Origin of the sequence: Streptomyces sp. 6N223, from assembly GCF_052246635.1 — a bacterium.
In the GTDB taxonomy this organism is placed as follows: Bacteria; Actinomycetota; Actinomycetes; order Streptomycetales; family Streptomycetaceae; genus Streptomyces.
Map to the genome: position 1 here is coordinate 46,632 of NZ_JBQQCA010000034.1, position 26,767 is coordinate 73,398.

The 26,767-nt window shown below is 76.0% G+C and carries 25 protein-coding genes; 6 read left to right on the top strand and 19 right to left on the bottom strand.

All coding sequences use genetic code 11. The features are described from left to right. Positions 1 to 11 precede the first annotated feature (11 nt). The 8 genes from ACTWQH_RS20925 to ACTWQH_RS20960 form a co-directional block, all read right to left on the bottom strand. Positions 12 to 1,010, bottom strand: a complete 999-nt coding sequence (locus ACTWQH_RS20925) for a threonine ammonia-lyase (protein ID WP_443288183.1) — start codon at positions 1,008 to 1,010, stop codon at positions 12 to 14. A gap of 38 nt (positions 1,011 to 1,048) precedes the next feature. After that, positions 1,049 to 2,317 (bottom strand): sulfite oxidase, encoded by a 1,269-nt coding sequence (locus ACTWQH_RS20930; protein WP_443288185.1) that lies wholly within the window; start codon positions 2,315 to 2,317, stop codon positions 1,049 to 1,051. 106 nt (positions 2,318 to 2,423) lie between these two features. Then, positions 2,424 to 3,794, bottom strand: coding sequence for an 8-oxoguanine deaminase (locus ACTWQH_RS20935; RefSeq protein WP_443288186.1), 1,371 nt, complete (start codon positions 3,792 to 3,794; stop codon positions 2,424 to 2,426). Beyond that, positions 3,791 to 4,696 (bottom strand): factor-independent urate hydroxylase, encoded by a 906-nt coding sequence (gene pucL, locus ACTWQH_RS20940; RefSeq protein WP_443288187.1) that lies wholly within the window; start codon positions 4,694 to 4,696, stop codon positions 3,791 to 3,793. The genes ACTWQH_RS20935 and pucL overlap by 4 nt, the downstream gene beginning before the upstream one ends. Before the next feature lie 7 nt (positions 4,697 to 4,703). Then, on the bottom strand, positions 4,704 to 5,543 hold the full coding sequence (gene uraD / locus ACTWQH_RS20945) for a 2-oxo-4-hydroxy-4-carboxy-5-ureidoimidazoline decarboxylase (protein ID WP_443288188.1): 840 nt from the start codon (positions 5,541 to 5,543) through the stop codon (positions 4,704 to 4,706). Positions 5,544 to 5,687: 144 nt separating this feature from the next. Next, positions 5,688 to 6,050 (bottom strand): helix-turn-helix domain-containing protein, encoded by a 363-nt coding sequence (locus ACTWQH_RS20950; protein WP_443288189.1) that lies wholly within the window; start codon positions 6,048 to 6,050, stop codon positions 5,688 to 5,690. Then, on the bottom strand, positions 6,047 to 6,310 hold the full coding sequence (locus tag ACTWQH_RS20955) for a hypothetical protein (RefSeq protein WP_443288190.1): 264 nt from the start codon (positions 6,308 to 6,310) through the stop codon (positions 6,047 to 6,049). The genes ACTWQH_RS20950 and ACTWQH_RS20955 overlap by 4 nt, the downstream gene beginning before the upstream one ends. 52 nt (positions 6,311 to 6,362) lie before the next feature. Then, entirely contained in the window at positions 6,363 to 6,698 is a 336-nt protein-coding gene (locus ACTWQH_RS20960) for a DUF5955 family protein (RefSeq protein WP_443288191.1), read from the bottom strand. A gap of 293 nt (positions 6,699 to 6,991) precedes the next feature. Here ACTWQH_RS20960 and ACTWQH_RS20965 point away from each other — a divergent pair, with 293 nt between their 5' ends. Next, positions 6,992 to 7,672: a hypothetical protein gene (locus ACTWQH_RS20965; protein WP_443288192.1), complete on the top strand. Its 681-nt coding sequence runs from the start codon at positions 6,992 to 6,994 to the stop codon at positions 7,670 to 7,672. On the opposite strand, the gene ACTWQH_RS20970 is transcribed toward ACTWQH_RS20965, so the two are convergent. Genes ACTWQH_RS20970 through ACTWQH_RS20990 form a run of 5 tightly spaced genes read right to left on the bottom strand, consistent with a single transcriptional unit; the run spans position 7,669 to position 13,820 of the window. Continuing rightward, positions 7,669 to 8,790, bottom strand: a complete 1,122-nt coding sequence (locus tag ACTWQH_RS20970) for a winged helix DNA-binding domain-containing protein (protein ID WP_443288193.1) — start codon at positions 8,788 to 8,790, stop codon at positions 7,669 to 7,671. The genes ACTWQH_RS20965 and ACTWQH_RS20970 overlap by 4 nt on opposite strands. After that, entirely contained in the window at positions 8,729 to 10,033 is a 1,305-nt protein-coding gene (locus ACTWQH_RS20975; RefSeq protein WP_443288194.1) for an XdhC family protein, read from the bottom strand. Before ACTWQH_RS20975 ends, ACTWQH_RS20970 begins: the two co-directional genes overlap by 62 nt. Positions 10,034 to 10,042: 9 nt before the next feature. Continuing rightward, on the bottom strand, positions 10,043 to 12,427 hold the full coding sequence (gene pucD / locus ACTWQH_RS20980) for a xanthine dehydrogenase subunit D (RefSeq protein ID WP_443288195.1): 2,385 nt from the start codon (positions 12,425 to 12,427) through the stop codon (positions 10,043 to 10,045). Continuing rightward, on the bottom strand, positions 12,424 to 12,927 hold the full coding sequence (locus tag ACTWQH_RS20985) for a (2Fe-2S)-binding protein (RefSeq protein WP_443288196.1): 504 nt from the start codon (positions 12,925 to 12,927) through the stop codon (positions 12,424 to 12,426). Before ACTWQH_RS20985 ends, pucD begins: the two co-directional genes overlap by 4 nt. Beyond that, on the bottom strand, positions 12,918 to 13,820 hold the full coding sequence (locus ACTWQH_RS20990; protein ID WP_443288197.1) for an FAD binding domain-containing protein: 903 nt from the start codon (positions 13,818 to 13,820) through the stop codon (positions 12,918 to 12,920). The genes ACTWQH_RS20985 and ACTWQH_RS20990 overlap by 10 nt, the downstream gene beginning before the upstream one ends. Before the next feature lie 180 nt (positions 13,821 to 14,000). On the opposite strand from ACTWQH_RS20990, the gene ACTWQH_RS20995 reads away from it, so the two are divergent. After that, the gene (locus tag ACTWQH_RS20995) at positions 14,001 to 15,950 is read left to right on the top strand and encodes a PucR family transcriptional regulator (RefSeq protein WP_443288210.1); all 1,950 of its coding nucleotides are present in this window, start codon (positions 14,001 to 14,003) and stop codon (positions 15,948 to 15,950) included. Between the two features lie 93 nt (positions 15,951 to 16,043). After that, positions 16,044 to 16,865 carry a hypothetical protein gene (locus ACTWQH_RS21000; protein WP_443288198.1) on the top strand — a complete coding sequence of 274 codons (822 nt, stop codon included), beginning with the start codon at positions 16,044 to 16,046 and terminating at the stop codon, positions 16,863 to 16,865. Positions 16,866 to 16,887: 22 nt separating this feature from the next. Here ACTWQH_RS21000 and ACTWQH_RS21005 read toward each other — a convergent pair whose 3' ends face one another. Then, complete coding sequence (locus ACTWQH_RS21005; protein ID WP_443288199.1) at positions 16,888 to 17,634, bottom strand: GntR family transcriptional regulator; 747 nt, start codon at positions 17,632 to 17,634, stop codon at positions 16,888 to 16,890. A 167-nt stretch (positions 17,635 to 17,801) separates the two neighbouring features. Here ACTWQH_RS21005 and ACTWQH_RS21010 point away from each other — a divergent pair, with 167 nt between their 5' ends. Both ACTWQH_RS21010 and ACTWQH_RS21015 read left to right on the top strand, forming a co-directional pair. After that, entirely contained in the window at positions 17,802 to 18,629 is an 828-nt protein-coding gene (locus ACTWQH_RS21010) for a (2Fe-2S)-binding protein (RefSeq protein WP_443288200.1), read from the top strand. A gap of 187 nt (positions 18,630 to 18,816) precedes the next feature. Further along, positions 18,817 to 19,908 carry a DUF2637 domain-containing protein gene (locus tag ACTWQH_RS21015; RefSeq protein ID WP_443288201.1) on the top strand — a complete coding sequence of 364 codons (1,092 nt, stop codon included), beginning with the start codon at positions 18,817 to 18,819 and terminating at the stop codon, positions 19,906 to 19,908. Positions 19,909 to 19,944: 36 nt separating this feature from the next. On the opposite strand, the gene ACTWQH_RS21020 is transcribed toward ACTWQH_RS21015, so the two are convergent. The 5 genes from ACTWQH_RS21020 to lon all read right to left on the bottom strand — a co-directional run bounded on the left by ACTWQH_RS21020 (position 19,945) and on the right by lon (position 25,677). Further along, positions 19,945 to 20,439 carry a methylated-DNA--[protein]-cysteine S-methyltransferase gene (locus tag ACTWQH_RS21020; RefSeq protein ID WP_443288202.1) on the bottom strand — a complete coding sequence of 165 codons (495 nt, stop codon included), beginning with the start codon at positions 20,437 to 20,439 and terminating at the stop codon, positions 19,945 to 19,947. Beyond that, complete coding sequence (locus ACTWQH_RS21025; RefSeq protein WP_443288203.1) at positions 20,436 to 21,977, bottom strand: AlkA N-terminal domain-containing protein; 1,542 nt, start codon at positions 21,975 to 21,977, stop codon at positions 20,436 to 20,438. The genes ACTWQH_RS21020 and ACTWQH_RS21025 overlap by 4 nt, the downstream gene beginning before the upstream one ends. 94 nt (positions 21,978 to 22,071) lie before the next feature. After that, positions 22,072 to 22,539, bottom strand: a complete 468-nt coding sequence (locus tag ACTWQH_RS21030; protein ID WP_443288204.1) for a PPOX class F420-dependent oxidoreductase — start codon at positions 22,537 to 22,539, stop codon at positions 22,072 to 22,074. A gap of 68 nt (positions 22,540 to 22,607) precedes the next feature. Then, complete coding sequence (locus tag ACTWQH_RS21035; protein WP_443288205.1) at positions 22,608 to 23,174, bottom strand: hypothetical protein; 567 nt, start codon at positions 23,172 to 23,174, stop codon at positions 22,608 to 22,610. 91 nt (positions 23,175 to 23,265) lie between these two features. Beyond that, positions 23,266 to 25,677, bottom strand: coding sequence for an endopeptidase La (lon, locus tag ACTWQH_RS21040; protein ID WP_443288206.1), 2,412 nt, complete (start codon positions 25,675 to 25,677; stop codon positions 23,266 to 23,268). A gap of 161 nt (positions 25,678 to 25,838) precedes the next feature. Between lon and ACTWQH_RS21045 the strand changes: the two genes are divergently transcribed. After that, positions 25,839 to 26,732 (top strand): LLM class flavin-dependent oxidoreductase, encoded by an 894-nt coding sequence (locus tag ACTWQH_RS21045; protein ID WP_443288207.1) that lies wholly within the window; start codon positions 25,839 to 25,841, stop codon positions 26,730 to 26,732. The last annotated feature ends 35 nt before the right edge of the window (positions 26,733 to 26,767 follow it).

The following is a 26,767-nucleotide window of genomic DNA, read 5'->3' on the forward strand; positions in this document are numbered from 1 at the left end:
GTGAGCGGTCGTCAGGAACTGTGGACGGGAGCCGCGCCGACCCAGCGGTGGTAGGCGGCCGCGTCGACGTTGCTGCCGCACACGATGGTGACGACGTGTCGGCCGGCGAAGCGGCCCGGGTCTTCGAGGATCGCCGCGATGCCGAGCGCGGCCGACGGTTCGGCGACGAGACCGGCGTGGTGCAGCAGCATCCGCATGCCGGCGATGATCGACGCCTCCTGCACCAGGACGGCGTCGTCGGCGACCAGGAGGAGGTCGTCCAGGACGGCCGGGATGGGACGCCGGCCGGCGACGCCGTCGGCGATGGTGTGGGTCGCGTCGGTGGTGACGACGCGCCGCCGGCGCCAGGAGTGTGTCATCGCCGGTGCGCCCAGCGGCTGGACGCAGATCACCTCGATGCCGGGCGCCAGGGCCTTGATCACGTGCCCCACGCCGGTGGCCAGCGCCCCGCCGCCGAGCGCGATCAGGACGGCGTCGAACGACGGCGCGGTGTCGGCGGTGTCCACCGTGTCCACCAGTTCCAGGCCGATGGTCGCCGCGCCCTCGCAGGTCTCGATGTCCAGGCTGTCTTCGACCAGCCGGATGCCGTCGTGGCGCGCGATGGCCGCCGCCCGCTCGCGAGCCGCGTCGAAGTCGCCGTCCACCAGCTCCAGCGTGGCGTCCAGGGCTCGGATGCGATCGAGCTTGGCCGCGGGCGCGAAGCGGGATGCCACGACGGTGGCCTCCAGCCCCCGTCCGCGAGCGGACCAGGCGAGGGCTTGGCCGAGGTTGCCCGCGCTGGCGCACACCGCGGCTCGCGGGCCGTTCTCGGCGAGCAGGCTCGCGACGACCTCGGTGCCGCGGGCCTTGAAGCTGCGGACCGGGTTCGCCGTTTCGAGCTTGACGCTCACCGCGCACCCGAGGACCGGCTCCAGCGCCTCGCAGCGGTAGAGCGGAGTGTCGAGAAACGTCGGGTCGATCACCTGGCGAGCCGCCCGGATCCCCGCAGTGTCGAGCCGCGTCTCCTGCACGAGACGGCAGTGTAGCGCCGCCCGCGCCGGCCACGGCCCTAGGTGATCGTCACCGGGTGCCGTACGACGGCGCCGAAGAGGTAGCCCTGCTCGTTGAAGACGGTTCGCTCGGGCTGGATGGCGCCGGAGGTGTCGCTGGCGCGGGCCAGCAGCTCGGCGCTGCCGGGCGCGGGCGGGGTCCACTCGGCCGACCAGCGGGCCCAGCCGTGCTCGCGCGGCGCGTCGTACAGCCGCGCCGGGTGCCAGGTCGCGCCGCCGTCGGTGCTGATCTCGACGCGCGTGATGCCGCCGTTGCCGGACCAGGAACGGCCGGTGAGGCGGTGGGGGACGCCGCAGGCGAGCGTGGCGGGCCAGGGCAGCTCGAAGGCGCTCTTGATGGTCTGCCGGGTGAGCGGCGCGCTGCCCTCGGGCGGGTAGTCGGGGCCGAAGAGGCGGTAGAGGTCGGTGTTCCACGGGGAGTAGAGGGGCTCGGCGGAGACCTCGATGTCGCCGACCCACTTGATGGAGGCGATGCCGACCCAGGCGGGGACGAGCACCCGCACCGGGTGGCCGTGGTCGGGCGGCAGCGGCTCGCCGTTCATCTCGTACGCCAGGAGCACGTCGTCGAGCGCCTTGGCCAGCGGCAGGGGTCGGCGTACGCGGCCGAGGTTGGTGCCGTCGCTGCCGATGACCTCCTGGTCCAGGCCGCGCGGCTGGACGTCCACGGCGTGAGGGGCGAGCCCGGCGCGGTACAGCACCTCGGCCAGCCGCACGCCGCGCCAGCGGGCGGAACCGACGGCGCCGAGCTGCCAGGCGGTGCCGGTGACCTGCTGGCCCTGCTGGGTGGTGAAGAAGGCGCGGCCGTTGCCCGCGCACTCCAGGACGGCGCAGCGGGTGGTGGCGGGCAGGGCCTTGAGGTCGTCGAGGCCGAAGTCGACCGGGCCGCCGGTCAGGCCGTTTCCCCACACCGTGAGGTGCCAGTCGTCGGTGTCGATGCGGGGGGTGGCGGTGTGGTTGCGGACGAAAAACAGCCGGGTGGGCGTGTGGTAGACGGTGCCGCGCAGCGCGGACCAGCGGGTCTCGGCGTTGGTGCCGTGGACCATGAACTGCTCATCGGGCAGCGGCTTGACGATGCCCGGCGCGGGGTCGTCGGCGTTGGCGGAGTACGCGGTGGCGGCTCCGGGGCCGGTGGTGGCGGCGGCGGAGGCGGTGCCGACGATGGCGAGCAGCCGCAGCAGATCGCGACGGTGAACGCCGTCGGCACGGGCGGTGCCGCTCAGCCACTGGCGCAGCCGGATGCGGTCGTAGGTCCGTTCGCTGATCGTCATGTCACCGATCGTGCGCTGTGGCCCGCCGCAACACCATTGCGGCATATTGCAGGCGGATGAACAATCCTGAGGGTCCGTCAGTCCGGAGGTCGTTGACCCGGACCGTTCAGGACTCGGCGAGCTCGGCCAGCCGGCGGGCCTGGGCGCGGGCGGCGCGGGCGATGGCCTCCTCGTCGGCGGTGAGCAGGCGGCCGTGCTCGACGACGGGGACGCCGCCCACGAGGGAGAGGGTGACGGGGGCGGGGGCGCCCAGGACGAGGGCGGCGACGGGGTCGGCGATGGTGGAGTGGGCCAGGCCGTCGAGCCTCCACAGCACGACGTCGGCGAGCTTGCCCGGTTCGAGGGAGCCGATCTCGCGCTCGCGGCCGAGGACGCGGGCGCCGCCGTGGGTGCCCAGGCGCAGCGCCTGGCGGGCGGTCAGGGCGTGCTCCCGGTGGCGGCCGAGCCGGTTGATGAGCAGGGCGTTGCGCAGCTCGGTGTGGAGCTCGCCGGACTCGTTGGAGGCGGTGCCGTCGACGCCGAGGCCGACGGGGATGCCGGCCGCGAGCATGTCGGGGACGCGGGCGATCCCGGCGGCGAGGCGGGCGTTGGAGGAGGGGCAGTGGGCGACGCCGGTGGCGGTGCGGGCGAACGCCGCGAGGTCGTCGTCGGTCATGTGGACGCAGTGGGCCATCCACACGTCTTCGCCGAGCCAGCCGGTGGACTCGAAGTAGGCGGTGGGGCCGCAGCCGTGCGTCTCCTGGCAGTACTTCTCCTCCTCGACGGTCTCCGAGCCGTGGGTGTGCAGCCGCACGCCGAGGCGGCGGGCGAGGGCGGCGCCCTCGCGCAGCAGCTCGGTGGAGACGGAGAAGGGGGAGCAGGGCGCGACGGCGATCTGGAGCAGGGAGCCGGGCGCGGGGTCGTGGTGGGTGCGGACGGCGTCCTCGGTGGCGGCCAGGGCCCCGTCGGTGGTCTCGACGGCGAAGTCGGGCGGCAGGCCGCCGGCCGTGGTGCCCAGGTCCATGGAGCCGCGGGCGGCGGTGAAGCGTACGCCGATCTCGCGGGCGGCGCGGATCTCGGCGCCGAGCAGGTCGCCGGCGCCGCGCGGAAAGACGTAGTGGTGGTCCATGGCGGTGGTGACGCCGCCGCGGACCATCATGGCGAGGGAGCCGCGGGCGGCGGCGTGGACCATGGGCTCGTCGATGCGGGCCCATATCGGGTAGAGGGCCACGAGCCAGTCGAAGAGGCCGGCGTTCTGGGCCAGGCCCCGGGTGAGCCACTGGTAGAAGTGGTGGTGGGTGTTGACCAGGCCGGGGGTGGCCAGGTGCCCGGCGGCGTCGATGCGGCGGGTCACGCCGTCCAGGTGGCGGGGGGCGGGGCCGGGGCCGAGGGACTCGATGCGGTCGCCGGCGATGACGAGGTGGCCCGAGGCGTGCTCGGTGTCGTCGGCGTCGACGGTGGCGATGGCGCAGTTCTCGATCACGGTCCTGGCGGTCATCGAACGCCGCCCTCCGCGGGGATGCGGGCCTCGGCGCCCTCGCGCAGCACCGTGGCCTCGATCAGGCCGTAGGGGCGGTCGGCGGCGAGGTACACGGCGCCGTCGGGGCCCTCGTTCTTCATGCCGAACGGCTCCAGGTCGACGAGGAAGTGGTGCTTGTTCGGCAGCGCGAGGCGGATCTCGTCGATCTCGGGGCGGTGGTCGAGGACGCGGCTGCCCATCTGGAAGAGGGTCTGCTGGAGGGAGTAGGAGTAGGTCCGGGCGAAGGCGTCCAGCAGGTGCCGGGCGGCGGCGGCGTAGCTGGCGTCCCAGTCGGGCGCGGGCCGCCCGGGCTCGCCGGTCCAGGCGTGGCGCCACACGGCGTTCACGTCGGTGGCCAGGACCCGGTCGCGGGTCTCGGGCAGCGTGGTGTAGCGGTCCCTGATGTAGCCCCGGAACTCGGAGTCGGTGGAGTTGAGGACGGTCAGGCCGGTCAGGCCGGTCAGGACCTGGACCGCCGCGCCGTCGAAGGTGACCTGGGCGGTGCGGGTCTCGCGTCCGGCGCGGACGAAGGAGTGCTCGGCCTCGCCGGGGGTGGGGATGCGCTCCCAGGCGTACTCCTCGATGCGGACGCGGGCGCGGGCGATGGTCGGCTGGGAGGTGACGAAGTGCCGGGCCAGGCGGATGCCGAACTCCTCGGGGGCGTCGATGCCGTGTTCCCTGGCGAAGGCGTAGACGGTGTTCTTTGTGGTGTCGGTGGGCAGCACGGCGGCGTTGGAGCCGGTGAGGTGGACCTCGGTCATCTCGCCGGAGAGGGCGATCGAGACGTTGAGGTCCCTGATGTGGTGGGTGGGGCCGTCGCGGGTGACGCGGACGACGCGGGTTTCGGCTTTGCCGTACTGGTTCTGGCCGAGCGTGGGCATGGCGTGGTCAGCTCCCTCGGTACACGGAGTAGCCGAACGGGGTGAGCAGCAGCGGCACGTGGTAGTGCTCGCCGGCGGTGACGGCGAAGGCGACGGTCACCTCGGGGAAGAACGCGGGCGCGGTGCCGTGGCGTTCGAGGTAGGGGGCGACGGCGAAGGTGAGCCGGGCCTGGACGGCGTCGTCCGGCAGGGCGGGCAGGGCGGCGCAGCGGCCGTCGGCGTCGGTGCCGGCGGCGGCGTGGCCGGCCCAGGCGGCGTCGCCGGCCGGGCGGACGGCCAGGTGGACGGCGATGCCCGGGGCGGGGCGGCCGCGGCTGGTGTCGAGGATGTGGGTGGAGACGGTGGCGGCGCCCGCCAGGCGGGTGAGCCGGAGGCGGTTGATGCGGCCGAGCTCGGCGCGGACGATCTCCCGCTCGGCGTCGGGGGCGTTGCCGAGCCGCGAGCGGAGCGCGTCGCGCATCTGCCCGGCGGTCAGGCCGGTGGCGCAGATCAGGAAGACGTGGCCGAAGCGCTCCTGGTAGGCGAGGCCCAGCTCCAGCATCTCCGCGCGCAGCGCCTCGGGGGCGTCGGCCATGCCGCGCTGCTCGCGGGCGGAGCCGGGGTCGCCGGGCTCGGGGCGGCCGATGGGCGGGTGGGCGGCCATGGCCTCGTCGAGGTCCTTGTCGGTCAACGCCGCCGTTGCGGCGTCGTTCGCGGCGAGCAGGGCGTCGAGCCCGGGGAAGGGGCGGGCGGCGAGCAGTCCTTCGGCCCAGGCGCGGGCGGCGCACACCCGGTGCAGGGCCTCCCGCGCGGCCCCCTCCTCCGCGCGGTTCAGCCAGGCCAGCCCGGCCTGGGGGGCGTTGGTCACGTGAACCCTCCGAGGGCGTGAGGGGCGGTGTCGGGCACACACAGCTAAGCGGCCCGCACCGGTTGCGTCAACAATTTGTTGACGGTGGGTGAGTCCTGCCGCGGGCCCCGCCGGGCGCAGGGCGCTGCGGGGGCGCTGGGGGACTCAGCCCTCGCGGTTCAGGTAGTTGTAGACCGTGAAGCGGCTCACGCCGAGGGCGCCGGCCACGGTCTCCACGCCGTGCCGCATCGCGAACGCGCCGCGCGTCTCCAGCGAGCGCACGACCTGCTGCTTGGTCTTGCGGTCCAGCTCCGACAGCGGCACGCCGTGCCGGCGCCGCAGCTCGCTGAGGATGTGGTCGAGCGACTCCGACAGGTGCGGCAGCCGCACGGCCGCCACCTCCGAGCCCTCCCAGGAGAGCACCACGTCGTCCTCGCCCGCCGTGCCGGGGGCGACCAGCTCGCCGCCGATGGCGTCCACCAAAGGCTTGATCGCGTCTATGAAGGCGTGGTCCTCCGGCCTCGTCATGGCGTGTCCTCCCGCCCCTCGCCGCCGAGGGCGTTGACCTGGAGCGAGATCCGGGTGGCCCCGACGGCGAGGGACCGGCGCAGCAGGTCGTTCACCGCCGCCAGCACCTCCTCGGCCGGGCCGACGGCCGTGTTGCCGAACGGCCCGACGTCCACCGCGTCCAGCCGTGCGCCCAACACCACCTCGCGGGCCACCAGCGCGTGCGGCGGGGGCTCGTCCAGGTCGAATGGCTCGGTCGTGAATTCCAGTCTCAGTCGCACGCCCGTCAACCTAACGCGGCGGCGGGACGGCGGAGCCTGTCCTGCGGGGCCCTCAGCGACTGGCGGCCCTGACGGCCTCCGGGGCGTGCGGGCTGTGATGGGTGTGAGCGGTGTGCGGCACGCCGAACGCCTCCACCGCCTCGCGGAGCCGCGCCACGGCCGGGGCCAGCGCGCTGACCGAGCCGACCGCCGCCGCGATCAGCAGCAGCGCGTCGCGCATGGCCACCCCGTCCGGCTCTCTCGCCGCGCTCATGGCTCTGAGCGCCGCCAGCTGCCGCTCGGCGACCTCCCGGTCGGCCAGCGCCGCCTCGTAGTCACCCAGCTCGCCGCCCAACCGATCCACCGCGGCGCTCAGCGCCGACATCCGTGGGTCTTCTCCTGTCGACACTCGGCCCCTCCCGATGACGTCTTCGTCGACACGCCCGCACCCGCCGGGCGCACTTCGCTGGGGGCGGCACCGGCAGGACGAACAGGGACAGTAAATATCACTGTCCGCGCATCGCGCCATACGGAGGGCGAAATTCCGTGTCACATTCGGATGAACGCCAGCCTGCGCGGCGGCGGTCGACACGGTGCTGAGCTGTGAGGTGACGGGTGTTTGCAGCATACGCCTGCGGGATCGCCGCTCCTGCTGGCACAGTGTGAGGATCTCGTCGAGAAGTTCCGTCCCAGGAGCGGCAGATGACGAAGAGCGTGCTCGTACGGTGCCCCGAGTGCCGCCGGGAGCACACCTATGTGCCCGCGCACTACCCCTGCGCTTGCGGGGCACCGGTCACCCCGGGGCCGCGGGGCGCGAGCGTGCCGGTGCCCGTGCGGCACCGGTCCTGGTCCGAGGCGTGGACGGAGGTGGACTGCCCCGCCTGCGGGCTGCGGGGGCAGTGGCCGCGGCCGGAGCTCGACTGCCCGTGCGGCACCACGCTGCGGCTCGCCGCACCCGGCGAGGTGCGGGACGCCGCCGCGGAGCCGGGCGCGGGCGGACGGCCGCCGTTCCGCCCGCTGACCATCCGCACGGCCCACGACGCCGTGGCCTGCGCCGCCCGCTTCCTGCGCTGGCTGGGCTTCGAGGAGGTGTACACCGCCGCGCCGTACCCGCGGCCCGGCGTGGACCTGCGCGGCCCGGCGGTCGTCGGCCTGGTCGACGCGAGCACGGGGACCACGGGCGCCCGGACCATCGAGACGCTGTGGCTGCACGGCCTCCACGAGGCGGCCACCGCGGTCGCCTTCTCCCTCGCGGGCTACGACCGGCCGGCCCGCGTCCGGGCCGACGAGCTGCACGTGCCGCTGTTCGTCTTCGACCTCACCGGCTCGCCCCAGCCGGTGAACGACCTGGCGGACGAACTGCTGCGCGCCGGGCGGCCCTAGGCCGTCTCCTCCTCCCAGCGCAGGTCGTGGGAGGCGCCCGGCGTGTGGAAGGCGAGGAGGCGGGCACCCTCGTCCTCCAGCGAGGCACGCTCGGCGCGGCTCGGCCGGTCGAAGGGGGTGAGCACCAGCGTCGCCTCGGTGTGCCTGCGGTCGGCGTCGATGCGCCAGGAGCCGCGTACGAAGCCGTCCGCGAGGAAGACCGGGATCGCGCGGTTTCCCAGCCAGGACCGCCGCTTGGCCGCGTCGGATATCACGCGGGTGCGGTCGTCGTGGCCTATGAAGACGTTGTCGAACTCCGGGAGGAAGCGGGCGGGCGCCGGGACGTCGGCCCCGGGGCGCGGGGCGTCGGGCAGGTCGAACAGCTCGGTGCCGCCCGCGTCGCGCAGCCGCACCAGGCGGGGCGCGAGCCGGTCGAAGACCTCGCGGAGCCTGGTCAGGCCCGACCAGATCTGGGCATCCCTGACGGACGCCGGGCCGAACGCCGCCAGGTACCGCAGCACGAGGTCGTCCAGGGTGGCCGCCTCGGCCGGCTCGCCGCGGAGCCACGACTCGGCCGTGGTGTGCCGCGTGGCGCCGCCGCGCTGCCACAGCCCGCGCGGCGGTGTCTGCACCATCGGCAGCACGACGCGCACCGCCATGCCCAGCGCCTGCGGGTCGCTGTCCGGCCACTCCCCGGCCAGCGCCTGGCCGAACTGGTGGAACGTGCGCGGCTCCTCCTCCGCCAGCTCGCGCGCCCGCCGCGCCAGCCGCTCCAGGTCCACCCCGGCCAGACGCTTGCCGTACGCCGACTTCAGCATGCGCTCCTGCGGCGGCTGCAGCAGCGGCCGCAGCGCGAGACAGTCACGGGCCGTGACGGTGTGGATGGTGGACCGCAGGAGGGCCATGCGCACGAGCTCGCGCTCGGCGAACCGCCGGGAGAACTCCGCGGCGTCGAAGCCGTCGAGCCGCGCGAAGAGCGCCGTGTAGTGGTTTCCCGGCACCTGGGTCTGGAGGCCCACCAGGTGCTCCACGGCCTGGGCGGCGTCCATCGGCGAGCGGGCGAGCAGCAGCTGGCGGTCAAGCAGCGCGCGGTTCAGCTCGCGGAGGGACAGCGCGGGCGTCGTCGGGGTCGAACTCATGCCCCGACCCTACGCGCCACCACTGACAGTCACCGTGCCCGTCGCCGGAGCCGTCCCCGGGGCCGTGGCCCGGGCCGGGGTCGGGGTGGATGGGCGTGTCGACGCCGGTCAGCGGCACGCCCGAGCCGCCGCGCCGGTCGGCGACGATCTCGGCCGCGATCGACAACGCGGTCTCCTCCGGCGTTCTCGCGCCCAGGTCGAGCCCGATCGGCGAACGCAGCCGCGCCAGCTCCCGCTCCCCCAGCCCGGCCTCCTCCCGCAGCCGCCGCAGCCGCGCGGCGTGCGTGCGGCGCGACCCCATCGCGCCCACGTACCCGACGGGGAGCCGCAGCGCGCGGGCCAGCAGCGGCACGTCGAACTTCGCGTCATGGGTGAGCACGCACACCACCGTGCGGGCGTCGATCAGCCGGCCCGCGGCCTGCGCGTCGAGATACCGGTGCGGCCACTCCACGACCACCTCCGCCGCCTCCGGAAAGCGCGCCCGGGTGGCGAAGACGCCCCGGGCGTCGCAGACGGTGACCCGGTAGCCGAGGAAGCGCCCCACCCGCACCAGGGCGGCGGCGAAGTCGATGGCCCCGAAGACGAGCATGCGCGGCGGCGGCAGCCGCGTCTCCACGAGGAGGGTGACCGGGCCCGCCGACGGTCCGCCCGGCTGGTCTCCGGCCGCGTCTCCCCGGCCGGGAGCCGCGCCGGGGTCGAGCGTGACCGTGGTGGTGCCTCCCGCGCGCAGCAGGCGCGTGGCCTCGGCGACGGCGGCGGCGTCGAGTGCGGCGGGGCCGCCGAGGGTGCCGGTGCGGGTGCCGTCCGGCCGGACCGCCAGGGCGCCCGGGCGGGGCCCGTCCGGGCCCGCGACCACGCGGACCAGCGCCGCCGCCCGGTCCTCGGCGGCCGCCGCGAGCGCGGCGGCCAGCGCGGGGCGCGCCGCCGCGCCCGCCCGCACGGGCGTGACCAGGACCTCGATGCTGCCGCCGCAGCTCAGCCCCACCGCGAAGGCGTCGGACTCGCTGTACCCGAAGCGTTCGACCAGCGGCGTGCCACGCTCCAGCGCCTCGCGGCACAGCTCGTGGACCGCGCCCTCCACGCAGCCGCCGGAGACGCTGCCGATCGCCGTGCCCCCGGCGTCCACGGCCAGCGCGGCCCCCGGCTCGCGCGGGGCGCTGCCGCTGGTGGCGACGACCGTGGCGACGGCGAAGTCGCGCCCGTCCCGGCACCACGGACGCAGCTCGGCGGCGATGTCCAGCATGTCCCCGTTCTACCTTCCGGTGAGGTGTTCCGGCCGGACCGGCACCCGCTCCAGCGCCAGACCGGTGGCCTGCCGGATGGCGGCCACCACGGCCGGGGCCGAGGAGACGGTGGGCGCCTCGCCGACGCCGCGCAGCCCGTAGGGGGCGTGCTCGTCGGCGAGTTCGAGGACGTCGACCGGCATGGCCGGGGCGTCGAGGATGGTCGGGATCAGGTAGTCGGTGAAGGACGGGTTGCGGATACGCCCGTCCGGGCCGACCACGATCTCCTCCAGCACCGCCAGGCCCAGGCCCTGCGCGCTGCCGCCGTGGATCTGCCCGAGGACGGCGCCCGGGTTGATCGCCCGGCCGACGTCCTGGGCGGCGGCCAGCTCGACCACCTTCACCAGGCCGAGCTCGGTGTCGACCTCCACGACGGCGCGGTGGGCGCAGAACGAGTACTGCACGTGCCCGTTCCCCTGGCCCGTCGTCAGGTCGAAGGGTTCGGTGGGGCGGTGACGGTACTCCAGCTCGATCTCGACGGCGTCGTCTCCGGCGAGGAGCTCCGCGAGGGAGGCCAGGACCTCGCCGTCGGCGGTGGTGACCTTGCCGCCGGTCAGCCGCAGCTCGCCCCCCGGCCGGCCGAGGCGTTCCCGGCAGCGCCGGAACACCTCGGCCCGCACCGCCTCGCACGCGAGCTTGACCGCCCCGCCCGTCATGTAGGTCTGGCGGGAGGCGGAGGTGGAGCCCGCGGAGCCGACGCGCGTGTCGGCGGGCAGGAGGCTGACCCGGGTGACGCCCAGCTCGGTGCGGGCGATCTGCGCCTGGACGGTGACGCCGCCCTGCCCGACCTCGGCGGCGGCGGTGTGCACGAGGGCGACCGGCTCGCCGCCGACCACCTCAAGGCGGACGCGGGCCGTGGAGTAGTCGTCGTAGCCCTCGGAGAAGCCGACGTTCTTGACGGCGACGGCGTAGCCGACGCCGCGCACCACGCCCTCGCCGTGGGTGGCGTTGGACAGCCCGCCCGGCAGTGCGCGCAGGTCGGGGCCGCCGCCCGCGGTCTCCCACTGGCGTTCGGGCGGCAGCGGGCGCTCCCTGACGCGGCGCAGCAGCTCGGCGACCGGCGCCGGCGCGTCGATGACCTGGCCGGTGGGCATCACCGAGCCCCGCGCCACGGCGTTGCGCTGCCGCAGCTCGACCGGGTCCATGCCGAGGGCCGCCGCCAGCTTGTCCATCTGCGCCTCGTAGGCGAAGCACGCCTGCACCGTGCCGAAGCCGCGCATCGCGCCGCAGGGCGGGTTGTTGGTGTAGAGCGCCAACGCCTCGATCTCGGCGTTCGGCACCTCGTACGGGCCGAGCCCCAGGGAGGCGGCGTTGCCGACGACGGCCGGGGAGGAGGAGGCGTAGGCGCCGCCGTCGAGCACGATGCGGGCCCGGACGTAGACGAGGCGGCCGTCTCGTGTGGCGCCGTGCTCGTAGCTGAGCCGGGCGGGGTGGCGGTGGACGTGGCCGACGAACGACTCCTGCCGGTTGTAGACCATCTTGACCGGGCGGCCGGTGCGCAGCGCGAGCAGGCAGGCGTGGGCCTGCACGGACAGGTCCTCGCGGGCGCCGAAGGCGCCGCCGACGCCGGAGAGGGTCAGCCGCACCAGCTCCGGGGGCAGGCCGAGCAGGGGGGCGAGCTGCTGCCGGTCGATGTGGAGCCACTGGGTGGCGATGTGCAGGTCGACGCCGCCGTCCTCGGCGGGCACGGCGAGGCCGGACTCGGGGCCGAGCGGTGCCTGGTCCTGCATGCCGACCTCGTAGGTGCCGGTGACCACGACCTCGGCGGTGGGCGCGGCGGCGGCCACGTCGCCGTGGATGACCGGCTGGCGGTGGAGGACGTTGGGGTGCGGCGCGTGGGCTGCGTATCTGTCGGTCCTGTCGGTCCTGTCGGTGCGGCCGGGGTGGAGGACGGGGGCGCCGGGCGCGGTGGCGGACGCCTCGTCGTGGACGACGGGCAGTTCCTGGTACGCCACGCGGATGCGGGCGGCGGCGCGGCGGGCCGTCTCGGGGTGGTCGGCGGCGACCAGGGCGACGGGCTCGCCCTCGTACCGGACCACGTCGGCCGCGAGGACCGGCTGGTCGGCGACGTCGACGCCGTAGTGGGTGGCGGCGGGCAGGTCGTCGTGGGTGAGGACGGCGTGGACGCCGGGGGTGGCGAGGGCCCCGGCGGTGTCGATGGCGGTGATGCGCGCGTGCGCGTGCGGGCTGCGGAGGGTGTGGCCCCAGAGCATGTCCTCGTGCCACAGGTCGGAGGCGTAGGCGAACTCGCCGGTCACCTTCAGTACGCCATCGGGCCGGGGCGTGGACTCGCCGACGCGGCCTGCGGTGCCGCCGTCCTGGTGGAGGGGGACGGGGACGGGCGCCCGGCTCACGGTCGGGGCTCCTCTCCTGCGGCGCCGCCGCGGTCGCCCGCTCTGGCGGCCGCGAGGCGGACGGCGTCGAGGATCGCCTCGTAGCCGGTGCAGCGGCACAGGTTGCCCGAGAGCGCCTCGCGGATGTCGGCGTCGGAGGGCCGGGGGTTGCGCTCCAGCAGCGCGTCGGCGGTCATCAGCAGGCCGGGCGTGCAGAAGCCGCACTGCACGGCGCCCGCGTCGAGAAACGCCCGCTGGAGCGGGGCGAGCCCGGCCGGGTCCGGGCTGAGGCCCTCGACCGTGGTGACCTCGGCGCCCTCGGCCTGGCCGGCGGCGACCAGGCAGGCGCAGACGAGCTCGCCGTCGAGGCGGACCGTGCACGAGCCGCACTCGCCCTGCTCGCAGGCGTTCTTGGAGCCGGGCAGGCCGAGCCTCTCCCGCAGCACGTACAGCAGGCTCTCGCCCTCCCAGACGTCGTCGGCCGTCCGTGGCCGCCCGTTGACGGTGAGGTTCACGCGCACGCCCGGCCTCCTTCCGTGGCTTCGGCGGGGCGGTGGCGGTAGGCGTCCCAGGACCAGGTGAGGGTGCGGCGGGCGAGCACCCGGACCGCGTGCCTGCGGTAGGCGGCGCTGCCGCGCACGTCGTCGACGGGCCGGCAGGCGTCGGCGGCCAGCTCGGCGAAGCGGGCGGCGAGGGCGGGCGGGAGCGCTCTGCCGGTGTCCCAGTAGCGGCCGTCGGCGAGTTCGGCGGCGAGGAACGCCTCCGCCTCGCGCGCCCTGACGGGGGTGGGGGCGGCCGAGCCGATGCCGGTGCGCACGGCCTGCTCGTCCGGGCGCAGGGCCAGGGCGACGGTGCACACCGCGTGGACCATGGCGTTGCGCTGGCCGGCCTTGGCGAACTGCTGCGGGCCGCGGGCGGCGTCGATGTGGATGGCGCGGATCAGCTCGTCGTGGGCCAGGGTGTTGCGATGGGGCCCGGTGCAGAACTCCTCGACCGGGATCAGGCGGCTGCCGCGCGCCGAGGCGGCCTCGACCCTGGCGCCCGCGGCGAGCAGCGCGGGCGGGGTGACCCCGGCCGGGGATGCGGTGCCGAGGTTGCCGCCGACGCTGCCCCTGTTGCGGATCTGCTGGGAGCCGACGGTGCGGGCGGCGAGGACGAGCGCGGGCAGCGGGTCGCCCAGGTGGTCGATGATCGCGGCGTACGGCACGCAGGCGCCGAGGCGCACGGTGCCCGTGTCCGTGTGCCAGGTCCGCAGCTCGGGGATGCGGCTGAGGTCGAGGAGGCGCTCGGGGCGGCGGCGGTCGAAGTTGAGGTCGGCCATCAGGTCGGTGCCGCCCGCCAGCGGCACGGCATCGGGGTGCTCCGCCTTGGCGGCGAGCGCCTCCTGCCAGCTCGCCGGGCGCAGGAAGTCCATCGCGAGCGTCCTCCCGTCTCTCCGTACCCATCCATTACAGTCGGTGACGGCCGGGCGGGACAGTCACCGAAGCGCCGAAGCGCCGGGCTGGTCGGACGCCCATTCTTGTAGATTCGTACGAGAGAAACGCCGGTGGCAATCGCCCGGCACCCGAGCGGCAACACCTGGGACACGATGCGGATGCGGCTGCGCACACTGCTGGAGACGGGCGCGCTGGGTCTGAGGCTGCTCGGCGGCGAGGAGCGGCTCGACCGGCGGCTGCTCGGCGTGATGACCACGGACCTGCGCGATCCCAGCCGGTACCTGCGCGGCGGCGAGCTGGTGCTGACCGGCCTGGCGTGGTGGCGTGGGCCGGGGGACGCGGAGCCGTTCGTGCGGACCCTGGTGGCGGCGGGGGTGGCCGGGCTCGCGGCCGGGGAGGCGGAGTTCGGCTCGGTGCCCGACGACGTGGCGCTCGCCTGCGCCCGCCACGGGCTGCCGCTGTTCGCGGTGCCGGAGGAGGTCAGCTTCGCCGAGGTCACCGAGCGGGTGGTGCGGCGGATATCCGGGGAGCGGGCGGGCGACCTGGCCGCCGTGGTGGACCGGCACCGGCGGCTGATGTCGGCGGGGCCGGCGGGCGGCGGCGGGCCGCAGGCCGTGCTCTCCCTGCTCGCCACGGACCTGGACCTGCGGGCCTGGCTGCTGACCGCCACGGGGCGGCCGATCGCCGCCTCCGGGCCGGAGCCGCTGCCGGAGGGGCTCGGCACCGAGCTGGCGGAACGCCACCTGGCGGCCGCGCGCTCCGGCCGCCCGGGCCCGTACCGCGAGGTGGCCGAGGACGGCGGGTCGGCGACGGTGTACTCGCTCTTCCCGGTGGCCGGCCCGGGCGGAGCCGGGTCGGCCACCGGGCGCGAGGTGCCGACCGGCTGGCTGCTCGCGGTCGCCTCCGACGCCTCGGAGTGGCCCGCCGAGCGGCTGGAGCTGCTGCGGGGCGTGGCCGGGCTGATCGCGTCCGAGCGGGACCGGCGGGAGGCCGGGCGCACGGTGCGGCGGCGGATGGCGCGGGAGGTGCTGGAACTGGTCGGGCAGGGTGCGCCGCCCGCCGAGATCGCCGCCCGGCTGCGGATGGTCGCGTCCGTGCTGGTGCCGCGCCTCGCCGAGCCCGGCCGGCAGCCCGGTTGGCAGGTGGTGGCGGCCCAGGTGGCGTGGAACGGCGACGCCTCGGGGGGCGGCCCGGCGGCGGGCGCGCTGCTGGAGGAGCTGCTGACCGACGCGGCCGAGCCCGAGCCGGACGTGGCCGTGGCGCACGGCGACGGGGAGGCGATCGCCCTGGTGCCGCTGCCCGCGCCGGCGGCTGAGCCGCCCGCGCGGGGCGCGCCGTCCGGAGCGGCCCGGACGGGAGCGCCGGAGACGGGGAGCCCGCCGGACGTGGCGAACCCGCGGGACCGGCCGGACGCCGAGGCCGCCCCGGGCGCCGCGTACGCGGCACACACGGGGGACGCACCGGGCCGGCCACGCACGCGGAACCGGACCGGCGCGCAGAAGGCGCCGGACGTGCCGGACCCGGCGCACGCCCGAACCGCGCCCGACCCGCCCGGCCCGCGGCATGCGGGAATCGCCCCCGACGCAGCGGACGCCGCCGCGCGCGGCCGGGCGCCGCTGCGCGCCGAGTCGGTGCTCGGCCCGGTGCGGTCCGTCCTCGCCGCCGGGCTGGGCGAGGACGGGCGGCTCACGATCGGCGTCAGCGCGCCGGTGCCGTCGGCGGAGGGGCTGCGGGGCGCGCTGGAGGAGGCCCGGCACGCGCGCCGCGCCGCCGCCGCGCGGCCCGGCCGGGTGTCGGCGGCGGACCCCGAGGGCCTGGCCTCGCACGTGCTGCTGCTGCCGTTCGTCCCCGACGACGTACGCCGCGCCTTCACCGCGCGGCTGCTCGACCCGCTGCGGGCGTACGACCGGCGGCACCGCGCCGACCTGGTGGCGACGCTGGCGGCGTTCCTGGAGTCCGACGGCTCCTGGACGCGCTGCGCCGCCCGGCTGCACCTGCACGTCAACACGCTGCGCTACCGCATCGGCCGGATCGAGCGGCTGACGGGGCGCGACCCGACCCGCCTGGAGGACCAGGTCGACTTCTTCCTCGCCCTGCGGATGAGCTGAGCCCACCGCCGAACCGGCCATCTTGTGAACGCATTCACGGAACCCACTTGGCCAGGCCCGCTCCCTCGTGCTGAGATTCACTCACATGACCAGATGCCGACGGCGCGATGGCGCGCTGGGGAGGCCAATGTGACGGAGACCGCCGTGCCGCGTTCGGCCGGGGTGAGGACGTCGGGAGCGGATCCCCTGCAGAGCGCGGTCTGGCGGCTGCGGTCCCGGGGTTGCTGGGAGGACGCGGCCGCGCTGCTGGATCCGCTGGCCGCCCGGGACACGACGGCGGCGCTGCTGCGCGCCGAACTGCTCGTGGAGCGCTGCATGTTCACCGCCGGGGGCTGGGGCCGCGCCGAGGAGGCGCTGCGCGCCGCGGAGTCGATGTCGCTGGACGACGAGGAGCGGGGAGCGGCGGCCTGCGAACGCGGCTATCTCGCCTACGCCGCCACCCTGTTGAAGGTCAGGGACCGGGCCGACGAGGCGCGCGCCGCGCTGGGCCGGGCGGCGGCGCTCCTGGCGCCGGACTCCCCCGGCCGCCCCCTGCTCGACCTGCGGCGCGGCCTGATGGCCGAGCACGTCGGCGGGAACCCGCAGGGCGCGCGGGCGGCGTACGGCAGGGCGCACGAGGAGGCGACGGGGCGCGGCGACGCGCTGCTCGCGTCCTACACCTGGCGCCACCTGGCGGGGCTCGCGCTGCGCGACGGCGACCTGACGGAGGCGCGGCACGGCTTCGCGGAGTCGCTGCGGCTGCGGGAGGAGACGGGCTTCCTGGTGGGGATCGCGCCGGCGCTGATCGCGCTGGCGGACGTGGAGGCGGAGCCGGCGGCGGGGCGGCTGCGGGCGGAGGCGGCGCGGCTCTTCCGCCTGCTGGACGGCGTCCCGACGTGGCTGGCGGCCCACCTCCCGGCCGCGCCGGCGGCGTAGGCGCAGCCCTCGGAACCCGGCGTCAGACGCCCGTCAGGTGCTCGCGCGCGAGCTGCTCCGTCGTGGCCAGATCGCGGCGGCGCAGGGCGTCGAGGAGGGCGCCGTGCTCCAGGGCGTCGGCGAGGAGTTCGGCCGTGCCGGGGAGGCGGCCGTGCGCGGGCGGGCTCTGCGCCTTGCGGTGCAGCTCCTCGGCGACGAGGACGAGCTGCCGGTTGCCCGTGAGCTGCAGCAGCGCGCGGTGGAAGCAGCGGTCCGCCTCGGCGTACGCCGCGCGGTCGCCGACCGAGGCCGCGGTCACGGTGGCGTCGGCCAGCGGACGCAGCTCCTCCCACCGTTCGGGTGGCAGCGTGCGCGCCAGCCGGGTGATGGCGGGCACCTCCAGCGCGGCGCGGATCTCGGCCAGTTCGGTGATGTCGCGCGGCGTGCGGCCCGTGACGCGGAAGCCGCGGTTGGGCACGATCTCCACCGCCCCCTCGCTCGCGAGCTGCTGCATCGCCTCGCGCACCGGCGTGGGGGAAACGCCGTACCGCTCGGCCAGCGCGGGGCCGGAGTACGTCTCGCCGCAGGACAGCTCGCCGCTGGAGAGCGCGTCGCGCAGCGCGGCCAGCACCTGGGCGCGCACCGAGTGCCGCTCCGGCAGCGACCGGGGCCTGACCGGCAGCGGCGGACGCTCGGGCTGCCGCTCGGACTGCCGCTGCGCCGGGTACGGCTCGGCGGCAGGCGCCGGCCGGAGTGCCGTCGCGGCCGACTCCGCCGAGGTGCGCTCCATCCGTCCGCTCCCGTCCCCTTCATCCCCCCGAATCAATGGGGTTTGGAGCACCTTAGGCCGTCTCGGCCCGGGTGCAAACCCCTAACTTCGGCCACCGGCAAGATCAGCTAAGGTAAGGCTTACCTGCTTTCGATCAGCTCTCGATCACGAAACGGTGGTCCCGCACCATGCCCGCGTCCGTGCCAGCCCTCGCCCCGGCGTCCCCCCTCGCCCCGGCCTACCGCAGGGCCGCCGAGGTGATGCCCGAGCTCCGCATCGCCGAGCAGACGCCGCGCGAGGGCGCCGGCTGGCTGCGGGCGAGCGATCTGGCGGCGGGCGGCGAGGCGCTGGCGGCGTTCCTGGCCGCGGAGGAACGCCAGATCGTGGCCGATTACGCACGCCCCGCCCGCCCCGACGTCGTGGCCAGCTTCGCGCTCCACCGCTACGCCTGGCCCGCGGGCCTGCTCTTCACCCTCCCCTACTTCCTGCTGCGCCGCGTGCCGTGGCTCTCCCCCGACGACGTCTCCTTCCACCGCGCCGAGGGGCGGCTGACGGCGCGGATCACGGCGTTCAGCTGCCTGCCGGACGACCCGGCGGCCGGGCTGCCGGGCGCGCGCGCGGTGCGCGGCGAGGCGGCGCTGCGGGCGGAGGTGCGGCGGGCCGCCGCCGAGCACCTGGGGCCGGTGATGGCCGCCTTCGGGCCGCGGATGCGCCGGGGGCCGAGGGCGCTGTGGGGTGCGGCGACCGACGAGCTGACCGAGGGGCTGTGGTATCTCGGGCAGCTGCTCGGCGAGGAGGAGCGGGCCAGGGCGGAGGCGGGCCTGCTGCTGCCGGGCGGCACCGGGCCGTACGCCGGCGGCGCGGCCTTCCGGGAGCTGCCCGTGCCGGACGGCCGGACGGTCACGACCCGGGACCGGGCGAGCTGCTGCCTGTACTACACGCTGCGCCCTCAGGACACCTGCGTGACCTGCCCGCGCACCTGCGACGCCGAGCGCGTCGCGCGCCTGACGGCGTGACGGAGTGACGGCGCGGGCCACGCTATAGCAGAGCGGACATCAGAACGCACAACACTCACTCGAATCCCACTCGTTGGTGTAGCTTTACCGCTCATCGGGGTGCGGCGCCTGACGGCGACTCAGCTACCATCGGCCACTCCGCGCGGCCACTCGCGGCGGCAGCATCGGGCAGGCAGGGGGCTCTCCCATGACACTTTCGGACATAGGACTCAACTGGGTGCTGGCAGGGGCCCTCCTGCTGAGCGGCGCCATGGTGGCGGTGACGCTCATGGCGCGGGGCAGGAACGGCGGCGCCGACCGCGCGGAGCCCAGCGACTCCTGGGAGCGGCTCGAGGCGAGCCGCCGCAAGCGGGAGCGGGTCTACGCCGCCGTGTCCTACACGCTGCTCTTCTGCTGCGCCGGCGTGGCGGCGGCGCTGTCGTTCCAGGGCCTGGTGGGCTTCGGGCGGGAGAACCTCAACCTCTCCGGCGGCTGGGAGTACCTGGTGCCCTTCGGCCTGGACGGCGCGGCCATGTTCTGCGCGGTCATCGCGGTGCGCGAGGCCAGCCAGGGCGACTCCTCGCTCGGCTCGCGCCTGCTGGTGTGGCTGTTCGCGGGCGCGGCGGCCTGGTTCAACTGGGTGCACGCGCCGCGCGGCGCCGGGCACGCGGGCGCGCCGCAGTTCTTCGCCGGGATGTCGCTCTCGGCCGCCGTGCTCTTCGACCGGGCGCTGAAGCAGACCCGACGGGCGGCGCTGCGCGAGCAGGGCCTGGTGCCGCGCCCGCTGCCGCAGATCCGCGCCGCGCGCTGGCTGCGGGCGCCGCGGGAGACGTACGCCGCCTGGTCGCTGATGCTGCTGGAGGGCGTGCGCACCCTGGACGAGGCGGTCGAGGAGGTGCGCGAGGAGAAGCGGGCGAAGCAGACGCGGCGCGGCAGGCGGCGCGAGCAGCGGCGGCTGGAGAAGGCCCGGATGAAGGCACTCGGCCGCCAGCACCGCGCTCTGGGCCGGCGGCGGGTCGAGGTGTCGGTGGCGCAGGCGGGGAGCGCGGCGCCGCAGCCGAGCGCGGAGCCCGCCGCGCCCGCCGCACCCGCCGCGCTGGAGGCGGCGGCGCAGCGGCCGGCGCTGCACGGCTCGGGCGGCGCCGCCTCGGACCTGGGCGCGGGCGTGACTGCGGCTGCGGGCGCGGGCGCCGGCGCGGGCGTCGCGTCGTCCGAGGCGGACCGCACCCGGTCCAGCGCCGCGAGCGCGCTGGACTCCCTGGAGGAGAAGCTGGCGCGGATAGAGCGTCAGTTCAGCTGAGCCCGGTCCCGACCGGCCCTGTCCGGCCTCATGCGGTCAGCCGGCCGCCTCGGCCAGGACGCCCTCCAGCGCGAGCAGCCGGCGCTTGCGCTCCAGGCCGCCCGCGTAGCCGGTCATGGAGCCGTCCGCGCCGATGACGCGGTGGCAGGGGCGGATGACCGTCAGCGGGTTGGCGCCCACCGCGCCGCCGACGGCCCTGGCCGAGCGCGGCGGCAGGCCGGCCAGCGCGGCGAGTTCGGCGTAGGTGGCGGTGCAGCCGTAGGCGACGCGGTCCAGGGCGGCCCACACGCGCTCGCGGAAGGCCGTGCCGCGAGGGGCCAGGGGCAGGGCGAACTCCTTCAGCTCGCCCGCGAAGTAGGCGTCGAGCTGACGGCCGGCCTCGGCGAACGCCGCGGGGTCGCGCCGCCAGCCGGGCTCGACGCGGGCGCCGCCGCGCTGCCCGGGCATGGTGACGGAGGCCAGCGTGCCCGGCTCGGGGCCGGCGAGCAGCAGGTCGCCGAGCGGACTGGGGTGGGTGGTGTAGAGGGTCATCGCGGGTCCTTCGCCATCGTCGGGTGATTCTTCGCGGGGTCTGTGGGTGCCGCCGGGTCGCCGCCCGTGTGCCAGAGCAGGTGGACGGCGTAGGAACGCCAGGGCCGCCAGCCCGTGGCCGCGCGGGGCGGGGCGCCGAGGCGGTCGAGGCCGTGGCGGACGCCCGCGTCGCCGGGGAGGAAGATGTCGGGGTCGCCCAGCGCCCGCATCCGCACGTAGCCCGCCGTCCACGGGCCGATGCCGCGCACGGCGAGCAGCCCGCGCTCGGCCTCGTCGCGGTCGGTGCCGGGGCTGAGGGAGACGGCGCCGTCGGCGAGGGCCGCGGCGAGCGAGCGGATCGTCTCCCGCCGGGTGGCGGGCATGCCCAGCTCGGAGAGCGGCGCCTCGGCCAGCGCGCCGGGCTCGGGGAAGAGGTGGGTGAGGCCGCCGTCCGGCGCGGGCAGCGGCTTGCCGTGGGCGGCCACGAGCCGCGCGGCGAGCGTCCGGGCGGCGGCCACGGTGACCTGCTGGCCGAGCACGGCGCGGAACGCCAGCTCCTCGGGGTCGGCGGCGCCGGGCGAACGCAGCCCCGGGTGGGCGGCGGCCAGCGGGCCGAGCGCCGGGTCGGCGGCGAGGCGTTCCGCCACCGCGTAGGGATCGGCGTCCAGGTCGAACAGCCGCCGCACGCGCTGCACGGCGGTCGTCAGGTCCCGCAGCTCGGTCAGGCGGAAGCGGCAGGGTAGCCAGCGCCCGCCGCCCGCCCCGGCGGACTCGTCGATCTCGGCCACGCCCGGGCCGTGCGGCAGGGCGAGCGAACGCCGGTACGTCCGGCGGCCCGGCCTGCCGCGCATCTCCTCGATGCCGGGGATGGCGCGGAGCTGGAGGAAGTCGAAGACCTGCCGCGCGGCGTAGGGGCCCCGGTGGGCCAGCCGCAGCGGGATGCCGCCCACGTCGCCGGCTCCTCCCGACCCGGCGGCCGCGCCGGCCGCCGCCCGCCCGCCGCGCGCGGCGGCGCGCAGCTCGCTGGGGGTGCGGGCGTACGCCGTGCGCACGGTGTCGTTGAACTGCCGGACGCTGGCGAAGCCCGAGGCGAACGCGATCTCGGTGACCGGCAGCGTCGTCGTCTGGAGCAGGATCCGGGCGGTGTGGGCGCGCTGGGCGCGGGCCAGCGCCACGGGTCCGGCGCCGAGCTCGGCGGTGAGCTGCCGCTGCACCTGCCGGGCGCTGTAGCCCAGCCGCCGGGCCAGGCCCGCGACGCCCTCGCGGTCGACGACGCCGTCGGCGATCATCCGCATGGCGCGGCCGACGGCGTCGGCCCTGGCGTTCCACTCGGCGGAGCCGGGCACGGCGTCGGGGCGGCAGCGGCGGCAGGCGCGGAAGCCGGCGGCCTGCGCGGCGGCGGAGGAGGGGTAGAAGCGGCAGTTCTCCCGCTTCGGGGTCACCGCCGGGCAGCTCGGGCGGCAGTGGATGCCGGTGCTGAGAACGGCCACGAAGAACACGCCGTCGAACCGCTCGTCGCGGCTGCGCACCGCCTCGTACCTGCTGTCATCGTCTCTCACGCCTTCAGTGTGCGCGCCGCGGGACGCGCGCACTGGCGGGAATCGGACATGGCCGTGGGACCGGCCCCGGCCGTGCCCCCCGGGCGGCGGGCGGTCAGGCCGGGGCGAGCCGGGCCGGGAAGCCGCCCTTCGCGACCGGGCCCCAGCGGTCCGGCGTGATGCGGATCAGCGACTTGCCCTGCCGGACCATGGCGGCGCGGTACTCGTCCCAGTCGGGGTGCTCGCCCGCGATGTTCCGGTAGTACGTCACCAGCGGCTCGACCGCCTCGGGCACGTCGAGCACCTCGGCGGTGCCGTCGATCTGCACCCAGGGCCCGTCCCACTCGTCGGAGAGCACCAGGAGGCTGACCTGCGGGTCGCGCCGGACGTTGCGGGTCTTGGCGCGCTCGGGGTAGGTGGCGATGACGATGCGCCCGTCGTCGTCCACGCCGCAGGTGAGGGGCGATCCCTGCGGGGAGCCGTCGGCCCGCCGGGTGAGCAGGATCGCCCGGTGACGCGGCCGGACGAAGTCCAGCAGCCGCTCGCGGTCGACGGTGATGTTCGTCGCGATCGAAGGACTCATGGCCCACGACCCTACGCCCCGGGGCGCCGTGCCACACGCCGCCGCCGGTGCCTGTCGTCGCGGGCGGCTCACGGCAGCAGCCGCTGGAGCAGCCCCCAGCTGAACTCCGCCACCACCGGGCGTTCACCGCCGGACGCCTCGCGCGCGGTGAACGCCAGGCACCAGCGCGTGGGGGCCGAGCCCTCCAGGGGGCGCGCCGGGGCGTAGGCGCGGGCGGCCTCGTCCAGGGTGCACGACCACGGGGTCAGATCCTCGACCGTCCGCAGCGCGGGGCCCGGCGCGCCGGGTGCACGCGCCAGGGTCTCGTGCCACACCTCGCCCCCCGGAACGGCCAGCGCCTCGAAGCGGAGGTCCGGCCAGAGGGGGACGGGCCAGCGGTGGACGTGGCAGTCGAGGTCCCCGACGCGGCGCGAGGCGGTCTCCTCCGGCGGGCCGAGCACCGCGCGGTAGCGGCCCAGGGCGCCGCCGCCCCGCCGGGGGGAGCGGGCCATCGCCTGCCAGCGGCGGTTGGCCTCCCGCATGCGGTCCCGGCCCACGCCCAGCTCGCGCAGGGCGTCCTCGACGAGGCCCGGCTGGAAGTCGGCCATCCGCCGCAGCAGGACGAGCTGGAAGTCGAAGGGGCCGAGGGGAGTCATGGGCGCATCCTCGCAGACTCCTCTGCCAGCCGCGGGCGCCGTCGGCACCGCCGGGGATCGGCGGTGCCGGCGGCGCCCGGTGTACGGCGCGTCAGGCCGCGACCGCGACCGCCGGTGACTGCGCGGGGGCCAGCGCCAGCTCCAGCACCTGCCGCACGTCCGTCACCGGGTGGACGTCGAGCGTCTCGAGCACCTCCTCGGGCACGTCGTCCAGATCCGGCTCGTTCCGCTTCGGGATGATCACCGTGGTCATCCCGGCCCGGTGGGCGGCCAGCAGCTTCTGCTTGACGCCGCCGATCGGCAGCACCCGCCCGGTCAGCGAGACCTCGCCGGTCATCGCCACGTCCGGCCGCACCTGGCGCCCGCTGAGCAGCGAGGCCAGCGCCGTCGTCATGGTGATGCCGGCGCTCGGCCCGTCCTTGGGGACCGCGCCCGCCGGGACGTGGAGGTGGACGCCGCGCTCCTTCAGGTCGCCGACCGGCAGCTCCAGCTCCGCGCCGCGCGAGCGCAGGTAGGACAGGGCGATCTGGCCGGACTCCTTCATCACCTCGCCCAGCTGCCCGGTGAGGGTCAGCCCCGCGCCGCCCGTCTCCGCGTCGGCCAGCGACGCCTCGATGTAGAGGACGTCGCCGCCCGCGCCGGTCACGGCCAGGCCGGTGGCGACGCCGGGCACCGCGGTGCGGCGTTCGCCCGGCTCCTGGGCCGCCTCCGGGGTGTGGCGCGGGCGCCCGATCAGCTCCCGCAGGCCCTCCTCGGTGACGGTGAACGGCCGCCCCTCGGACAGCTCGATCTCGCCCAGCTCCTCGCGGGCCGCGACCTTGCGCAGCAGCCGGGCGATGGACCGCTCCAGCGCGCGCACGCCCGCCTCGCGCGTGTACTCGCCGGCGAGCCTGCGCAGCACGCCGTCGGTGACGGCGACCTCGTCGGCGCTCAGCCCGGCCCGCTCGAGCTGCCGGGGCACGAGGTGGTCGCGGGCGATGGTGACCTTCTCGTCCTCGGTGTATCCGTCGAGCGTGACCAGCTCCATCCGGTCAAGCAGCGGCTGCGGGATGGCCTCCAGCACGTTGGCGGTGGCGAGGAAGACCACGTCGGACAGGTCCAGCTCGACCTCCAGGTAGTGGTCGCGGAAGGTGTGGTTCTGCGCCGGGTCCAGCACCTCCAGCAGGGCGGCGGACGGGTCGCCCCGGTAGTCGCTGCCGACCTTGTCGATCTCGTCGAGCAGCACCACGGGGTTCATCGAGCCGGCCTCGCGGATGGCCCGCACGATGCGGCCGGGCAGCGCGCCGACGTACGTACGCCGGTGACCGCGGATCTCCGCCTCGTCCCGCACGCCGCCGAGCGCGACGCGCACGAACTTCCGGCCCATGGCCCGGGCCACCGACTCCCCCAGCGAGGTCTTGCCCACGCCGGGCGGGCCGACCAGCGCCAGCACCGCGCCGCCCCGCCGTCCGCCGACGACGCCGAGCCCGCGCTCGCCGCGCCGCTTGCGCACCGCCAGGTACTCGGTGATGCGGTCCTTGACGTCCGTCAGGCCCGCGTGGTCGGCGTCGAGCACGGCGCGGGCGCCCGCGATGTCGTAGGCGTCCTCGGTGCGGGTGTTCCACGGCAGGTCCAGGACGGTGTCCAGCCAGGTGCGGATCCAGCCGCCCTCGGGGCTGGCGTCGGAGGCCCGCTCCAGCTTGTCGACCTCCTTCAGCGCCGCCTCGCGCACCTTCTCGGGCAGGTCGGCGGCCTCGACGCGGGCGCGGTAGTCCTCGCCCTCGTCGGCGGCGTCGCCGTTCAGCTCGGCCAGCTCCTTGCGCACCGCCTCCAGCTGACGGCGCAGCAGGAACTCCCGCTGCTGCCTGTCCACGCCGTCCTGCACGTCCTTGGCGATGGACTCGGCGACGTCCTGCTCGGCCATGTGCTCGCTCAGCCACTGCTCGGCGAGCCTCAGCCGCGCCACGGGGTCGGTGGTCTCCAGCAGCGTGACGCGCTGCTCGGTCTTCAGGAACGGCAGGTACCCGGCGTTGTCGGCCAGGGCGCCGACGTCCTCGATCTGCGTCACCCGGTCCACGACCTGCCAGGCGCCGCGCTCGCGCAGCCAGCTCGTGGCCAGCGCCTTGTACTCGCGGACCAGCTCGGCCACCTCGGCCGGCGCCGGATCGGGCACGGACTCGGCCAGCGGCGTACCCTCCACCCACAGGGCCGCGCCCGGTCCCGTGGTGCCGGAGCCGATGCGCACCCGGTGCAGGCCGCGCACGAGCGCGCCCGGGTCGCCGCCGGAGAGGCGTCCGACCTGCTCCACCCGGCCCAGCACGCCGATGTCCGCGTAGCTTCCCGCCACCCGTGGCACCAGCAGCACGCGCGGCTTCTCACCCCGGGGCGCGGCGGCCTGCGCGGCCTCGACCGCGGCGCGCACCTCGGATTGCGACAACTCCAGTGGGACCACCATCCCGGGCAGTACCACCTCGTCATCGAGCGGCAGCACCGGCAGGGTGAGTATGTCGAACGACGAAGTCATGACCTCTCCCTCGGCAGGCAAGTTGAGCTGAGAAGACTCAATCCAATGACCTCTCAATGCCCGGCGCGGCGGGGATGTTCCCCGGGTGGGGGATGTTCGCCGTGAGCGATCACGCTGTGGTGTCGTGGCAGCGAGGACAGCGAGGACAGCGAGGAGCACTCATGGCAATGCCGCCGGTCCGGTTCGGGCTCAACGTCGACCCGCACGCGGCGGGCGTCCCGGCCGCGACGCGGATCACCGCGATCGCCGAGGCCGCGGGCCTGGAGTACGTGGGCGTGCAGGACCACCCGTACAACGCCGACTTCCTGGACACCTTCACCCTGATCACCTGGCTGGCGGGCCGGACGCGCTCGGTGCGCTTCTTCCCGAACGTGGCCAACCTGCCGCTGCGCCCGCCCGCGATGCTTGCCAAGCAGGCCGCCACCATCGACGCGCTGAGCGGCGGCCGCTTCGAGCTGGGCCTGGGCGCCGGCGCCTTCGCCGACGGCATCGCGGGGCTCGGCGGACCCCGGCGTTCCCCTGGACAGGCGCGGGCGGCCTTGAGCGAGGCCATCGACATCATCCGCGCGAGCTGGGCGGGCGAGCCCTACGCCCACGAGGGCGAGCACTACGCCGTGCCCGGCGCCCGTCCGGGGCCCCGTCCGGCGCACGACATCGCCATCTGGCTCGGCGCGACCGGCCCGCGCGCGCTGCGGCTGCTGGGCGCCAAGGCCGACGGCTGGTCGGTCTCCAGCCCGTACGTGCCGCCGGCGCGGCTGGCCGGGCTCAACGCCGTGATCTCCGAGGCCGCGGCGGAGGCGGGCCGCGATCCCGGGGCGATCCTGCGCCTGTACAACGTGGCAGGGCTCATCACGGACGCGCCCGGCGCCGGGGACGGCTCCGGCACCTTCCAGGGCCCGGTCGCCCACTGGACCGACACGCTGGTCCGGCTCCACGCCGAGCACGGCATGACGGCGTTCGTCTACTGGCCCGCCCGCGACCGCGAGCGCCAGTCCCGCCTCTTCGCCGAGGAGGTCGTCCCGGACGTGAGGGAACGCCTGCCCGCGGCGCCCTGACCGGGGGCTCCGCCCCCGGACCCCCGGCCGCCCAC